Here is a 5,194-nt window from a genome sequence, read left to right as displayed (position 1 = left end):
GTCGTGTAAGCGTGAAGTGCACTGTGAACGTGCGGGAAACGTCCGGCGACGGGGGACGCTTCGTGCCGATCCGTCGGGTAGGCTCGAATCATCTGATCTTGGGAGGTACACATGGGAGCCATGAGCCCGTGGCATTGGGCCATCGTCGCTTTGGTCGTCGTCATTCTGTTCGGCTCGAAGAAGCTGCCCGATGCAGCTCGCGGGCTCGGCCGGTCGCTTCGCATCTTCAAGAGCGAAGTCAAGGAGATGCAGAACGACGGCAAGACGGACACCGTGCCGACTCAGCCTTCCGCACCTGCTCAGCTCGATCCGCAGGCCAACGTGCAGGCGAGCAACATTCACGCCACCAACGGTGTGAACGCGCAGCCGGACACCAAGTCCGCCTGACGGCTGAACTGTGGCAAACCGGGGTGCTGACCAGCACCCCGGTTCACTGCTGAGCGAAGACAGAGAATGCGAATCCCGTTCGATCCACGGCGCAGCAAGCGCCGCTTGAATCCCGACGGCACGATGTCGTTGGTCGATCACCTGTACGAACTGCGTACCCGGCTCATGTGGGCGATCGTGGCCATGGCGTTCACGACTGCCTTCGGCTTCTTCTGGTACTCGCACACGATCCTCGGCATCGAAAGTCTGGGCGATCTGCTTCGGGGGCCCTACTGCTCCCTGGACCCGAGCCTGCGGGCCAATCTCAGCAACGACGACGAGTGTCGCCTGTTGGCCACCGGCCCGTTCGACCAGTTCCTTCTTCGTTTCAAGGTTGCCTTCACTGCCGGTGTCGTCATTGCCTGCCCGATTTGGCTCTACCAGATCTGGGCGTTCGTCACCCCGGGTCTGTACAAGCAGGAACGTCGGTACGCGATCTCGTTCGTGACGTCGGCCGCGGTGCTGTTCGTCGGTGGTGCGGTGCTGGCGTACTACATCGTCGCCAAGGGCCTGCACTTTTTGCTGTCGATCGGCGACAATGTGCAGATCACTGCGCTGAGCGGCGAGCAATATTTCGGCTTCGTGATCAATCTGTTGATCATCTTCGGAGTGAGTTTCGAGATTCCGTTGCTGGTCGTGGCGCTGAACTTCGTCGGTGTATTGACCTACGAGCGGCTGAAGGCGTGGCGACGCGGTCTCATCATGGGGTTGTTCGTATTCGCGGCGATCGCCACTCCTGGTCAGGACCCGTTCTCCATGCTCGCGCTCGCGCTCGCGCTGACACTGCTCTTCGAGATCGCAGTGCAGATCGCCCGGATCCACGACAGGCGTAAATTGCGCAAGAGAACCGACGAATGGGGTGAAGTATCCGATGACGAAGCAACGTCCATCGATTCCGCGAGTCCACTTGCATCCCCGAACCCCGTCTCACCTGCAGCACAACCGAATCGGGACTACACCGACACCATCTGATGTGATCATGTGACGGTGTCGACGTCGCAGCTTCAACGGTTCGCCGGAGACCTGAGTTTTCCCCTCGACCGGTTCCAGATCGACGCATGCACAGCGTTGGAGGCCGGCCACGGCGTGTTGGTCTGCGCGCCGACTGGCGCGGGTAAGACGATCATCGGTGAATTCGCAGTGCATCTGGCCTTGGCTGCGGGCCGAAAGTGCTTCTACACGACCCCGATCAAGGCTCTCAGTAATCAGAAGTTCGCCGAGCTCACCGCCCGCTACGGCCGGGACACGGTCGGCCTACTGACGGGCGACTCGAGTATCAATCCAGACGCCCCGATCGTCATCATGACGACCGAGGTTCTCCGCAACATGCTCTATGCGTCGTCCGATGCTCTCCGTGGTCTGTCCCATGTGGTCATGGACGAGGTGCACTACCTCGCGGACCGCTTCCGCGGCGCGGTGTGGGAAGAGGTCATTCTGCACCTGTCGCAGGACGTGCGTCTGGTGAGCTTGTCGGCAACGGTCAGCAACGCCGAGGAGTTCGGTGCATGGATGGAAACCGTGCGCGGGGACACCACGGTGGTCGTGGACGAGAACCGCCCGGTACCGCTCTCGCAGCACATCATGGTCGGCCGACGGCTGTTCGACCTCTTCGACAGCCGGTCGCAATCTGGTGACGGCGCCGCGAAGCTCGTCGTCGACCGCGAACTGCTGCGACACGTCAAACAGCGGCAATCGTTGGACCACGCCGACCGGTGGCAGGCGCCACACGGTCGCGGCCGGGGACGAGGTGGCCACAACACGAGCGCAGCCAATCGACCGCTGCCAAGACCGGAGGTCATCGCCAAGCTCGACCAGGAGGGACTTCTCCCGGCGATCACGTTCATCTTCAGCCGTGCAGGATGTGACGGTGCGCTCACGCAGTGCCTGAGATCCCGTTTGGTACTGACGACGCCCGAGCAGGCAGAGGAAATCCGCTACATCATCGACAAGCACACCTCCGAATTGCCGCGTGAAGACCTCGAAGTGCTGGGCTACTGGGAGTGGCGCGAAGCGCTCGAGCGCGGGCTTGCCGCCCACCACGCGGGGATGCTGCCCGTGTTCCGGCACACCGTCGAGGAGCTGTTCGTCAAGGGTCTGGTGCGAGCGGTCTTCGCGACGGAAACTCTCGCGCTCGGTATCAACATGCCTGCACGCACGGTCGTTCTCGAGAAGTTGGTCAAGTACAACGGTGAGACTCATGCGGAACTGACACCGGGGGAGTACACCCAGCTGACCGGCCGAGCCGGCAGGCGCGGAATCGACATCGAAGGACACGCGGTCGTCCTGTGGCAACCTGGCACCGAGCCGACGGAAGTTGCCGGGCTTGCATCCACACGCACGTTCCCGCTGCGAAGTTCGTTCCGCCCGGGCTACAACATGTCCATCAACCTCGTCGAACAGTTCGGCGCCGCCGAGTCCCGCGAACTGCTCGAGCGATCCTTTGCACAGTTCCAGGCCGACCGCTCGGTGGGCGGATTGGTTCGCGGGATCGACCGCAACACCAAGACCCTCGACCAGCTGCTCGCCCGTCTGGGAGGGGCCGATGGGGAGTACTTCGAATACGCGGCACTCCGCGAACGACTCAAGGATCGAGAGAAGACACTCGAGAAGCAGGGCAGGCAGGATCGTCGAGATCGCGCCGTCGATTCGCTGCGCGGCCTCTCGCGCGGCGATGTCGTGTCGATACCGAGTGGCAAGCGCAGTGGACTGGCGGTCGTCCTCGAGCCCGACGACGATCGAGCCGATCCACGGCCTCTCGTACTGACCGAGGACGCGTGGGCGGGGCACCTGTCGGCCGCAGACTTTCCATCGCCCGCAGAGTCTCTGGGACGCATGCGGTTGCCCAGGTTCGTCGATCACCGAACTGCGAGAACCCGCCGTGACTTGTCAGCTGCGTTGAGGTCGACCGGCATCTCCGCATCATCGGATCGGAAACGGCGCAAGTCGACGGCAGCCGATGACCGAGAGCTGGCTACGTTGCGGCGCAGCATCAGATCGCACGCAGTGCACTCGCGGCCCGATCGGGACGAACTGGGGCGCATCGGGGAGCGGTACAACAAGCTGGCCCGGGACACCGAGTCCATGAGGCAGAAGGTCTCCGCCACGACGAATTCGTTGGCGCGCACGTTCGACCGCATCCTGTCGTTGCTGAACGAACGCGACTACATCACCGCTGGGCGCACTCCGTCGGTGACCGAGCACGGCTCCAGGCTGTCCAGGATCTACTCCGAGTCCGACCTGTTGGTCGCGGAGTGTCTACGCCAGGGACTGTGGCGAGGTCTTGCGCCCGCAGAGCTCGCGGCCGTGGTGTCCGCAGTGGTGTTCGAATCTCGGCAGGAAGGTGACACGACGCCGCAGGGCCCGACGGGACCGATCCGTCACGCACTGGCCGAGACGGTCCGGGTGTGGGGTGAGTTGCGGGCCGATGAAGTTCGCCACAAGCTGCCGCCTACACGGGAGCCCGAGATGGGTTTCGTCAAGGCCGTCTACCGCTGGGCGAGCAACAACACTCTCGCGGACGCACTGCTCGCTGCGGGAGACCAAAGTAAGGCCTTGTCGGGAGGCGACTTCGTTCGCTGGTGCCGACAGGTGATCGATCTGCTCGACCAGGTGCGGCTCGCGACGCCGGACCCGGAGCTTTCCAAGACTGCCTCGCGTGCTGTCTCGGCGCTACGCCGAGGAGTTGTTGCAGTCGACGCTGCATGACCGTGTCCGATATGGTTGCGGCCGATCAATCGAATACCAGTGGAGGCGAGATGAGCGGCCCGTACGGTCCGAACAACCCTGACGATCAATGGTCTCGCGATCAGGGCAAGCCGGAAAGTGGATCACCGGAGACGGAGAAGTGGAGCCAGCCCCAGCCCGGCCCCACCGGTGCGGAACAAGGGTGGGGGCAGGCCCCGAATCCACAGGGCCCCAATCCACAGGGCCAGTATCCGCAGCCTCAGTACGGGCAGCCTGGATACCCGCAGGGCGGGTACCCGCAGGGTGGATACCCGGGAGCTCAAGGCCAGTACCCGCAGGGCGGATACCCGCAGCCGGGCCAGCCTTCACAGCCGGGCCAGTACCCCCAGCAGGGGCAGTACCCCCAACAGGGGCAGTATCCTCCGCAGCAGTACGGCCAGGGTCAGTACCCGGGACAGACTCAGCAGCCTCCGTGGAACCAGGGCCAGTACCCGCAGCAGACTCCTGGGCCGCAGGACCAGTGGAATCCAGGTCAGCAGCCACCGGCCAGCGGCAAATCCAAGACCCCGCTTTTCGTGATCGGCGGACTGATTCTTGCGGTCATCGTGATCGTAGGGCTCGTCCTCGCATTCGGCGGATCCAAGAATCTGGATCGAGCGGCGGCCGAATCAGGTGTCGAAGAAATCGTCACCGGAACCTATGGAGCATCGTCGGTGTCCGATGTCTCGTGCCCCGACGGTGAAAAGATCGAAGAAGGCGCGTCGTTCGAGTGCACGCTGCAGGTGGACGGCTTCGACAGGACCGTCACGTTGACCTTCACCGACGACAACGGCACGTACGAGGTCTCGCGTCCACGCTGAACCAACGCGTGCAGTCAAGCGCCGTGGACGGCCAGTGCAGTAACGAGCCGGTCCACGGCGCCCTTGATTCCCAGTTCCTCGGCGAGTTCGCCGAGGCGTTCTGCATCAGCGGGCACCGCCGGAATCACGTCCGATCGCGACATATGAACCTCGGCGTCCGTCACAACTCTGACCACTGGAAGCGCCGCATCGAGGTAGTCGGCTGCGGCTGCAAGCTTCGCTCG

Annotated in this window: 4 protein-coding genes and 1 pseudogene; 4 read left to right on the top strand and 1 reads right to left on the bottom strand. The window is 63.4% G+C overall.

Going from position 1 to position 5,194, the window contains the following annotated elements:
• Nucleotides 1-111: 111 nt before the first annotated feature.
• The 4 genes from tatA to A2J03_RS29635 all read left to right on the top strand — a co-directional run bounded on the left by tatA (nucleotide 112) and on the right by A2J03_RS29635 (nucleotide 4,970).
• Entirely contained in the window at nucleotides 112-387 is a 276-nt protein-coding gene (gene tatA / locus A2J03_RS01060; protein ID WP_068368535.1) for a Sec-independent protein translocase subunit TatA, read from the top strand.
• 66 nt (nucleotides 388-453) lie between these two features.
• The gene (gene tatC, locus A2J03_RS01055; protein ID WP_068368533.1) at nucleotides 454-1,398 is read left to right on the top strand and encodes a twin-arginine translocase subunit TatC; all 945 of its coding nucleotides are present in this window, start codon (nucleotides 454-456) and stop codon (nucleotides 1,396-1,398) included.
• A 9-nt stretch (nucleotides 1,399-1,407) separates the two neighbouring features.
• Entirely contained in the window at nucleotides 1,408-4,131 is a 2,724-nt protein-coding gene (locus tag A2J03_RS01050; RefSeq protein ID WP_068368530.1) for a DEAD/DEAH box helicase, read from the top strand.
• A 50-nt stretch (nucleotides 4,132-4,181) separates the two neighbouring features.
• Nucleotides 4,182-4,970 carry a DUF4333 domain-containing protein gene (locus A2J03_RS29635; RefSeq protein WP_082897507.1) on the top strand — a complete coding sequence of 263 codons (789 nt, stop codon included), beginning with the start codon at nucleotides 4,182-4,184 and terminating at the stop codon, nucleotides 4,968-4,970.
• A gap of 14 nt (nucleotides 4,971-4,984) precedes the next feature.
• Here A2J03_RS29635 and A2J03_RS01040 read toward each other — a convergent pair.
• Nucleotides 4,985-5,194 (bottom strand): annotated as a pseudogene (locus tag A2J03_RS01040) (flap endonuclease); the annotation flags it as partial.

It is taken from the genome of Rhodococcus sp. EPR-157, from assembly GCF_001647195.1.
Lineage (GTDB): Bacteria > Actinomycetota > Actinomycetes > Mycobacteriales > Mycobacteriaceae > Rhodococcoides.
This window is presented reverse-complemented; position numbering and strand designations above follow the sequence as displayed.

Excerpts from the sequence above, each read along its gene's own strand:
- tatA (WP_068368535.1), top strand. The coding sequence starts at position 112 with ATGGGAGCCATGAGCCCGTGGCATTGGGCCATCGTCGCTTTGGTCGTC.
- tatC (WP_068368533.1), top strand. The coding sequence starts at position 454 with ATGCGAATCCCGTTCGATCCACGGCGCAGCAAGCGCCGCTTGAATCCC.
- A2J03_RS29635 (WP_082897507.1), top strand. The coding sequence starts at position 4,182 with ATGAGCGGCCCGTACGGTCCGAACAACCCTGACGATCAATGGTCTCGC.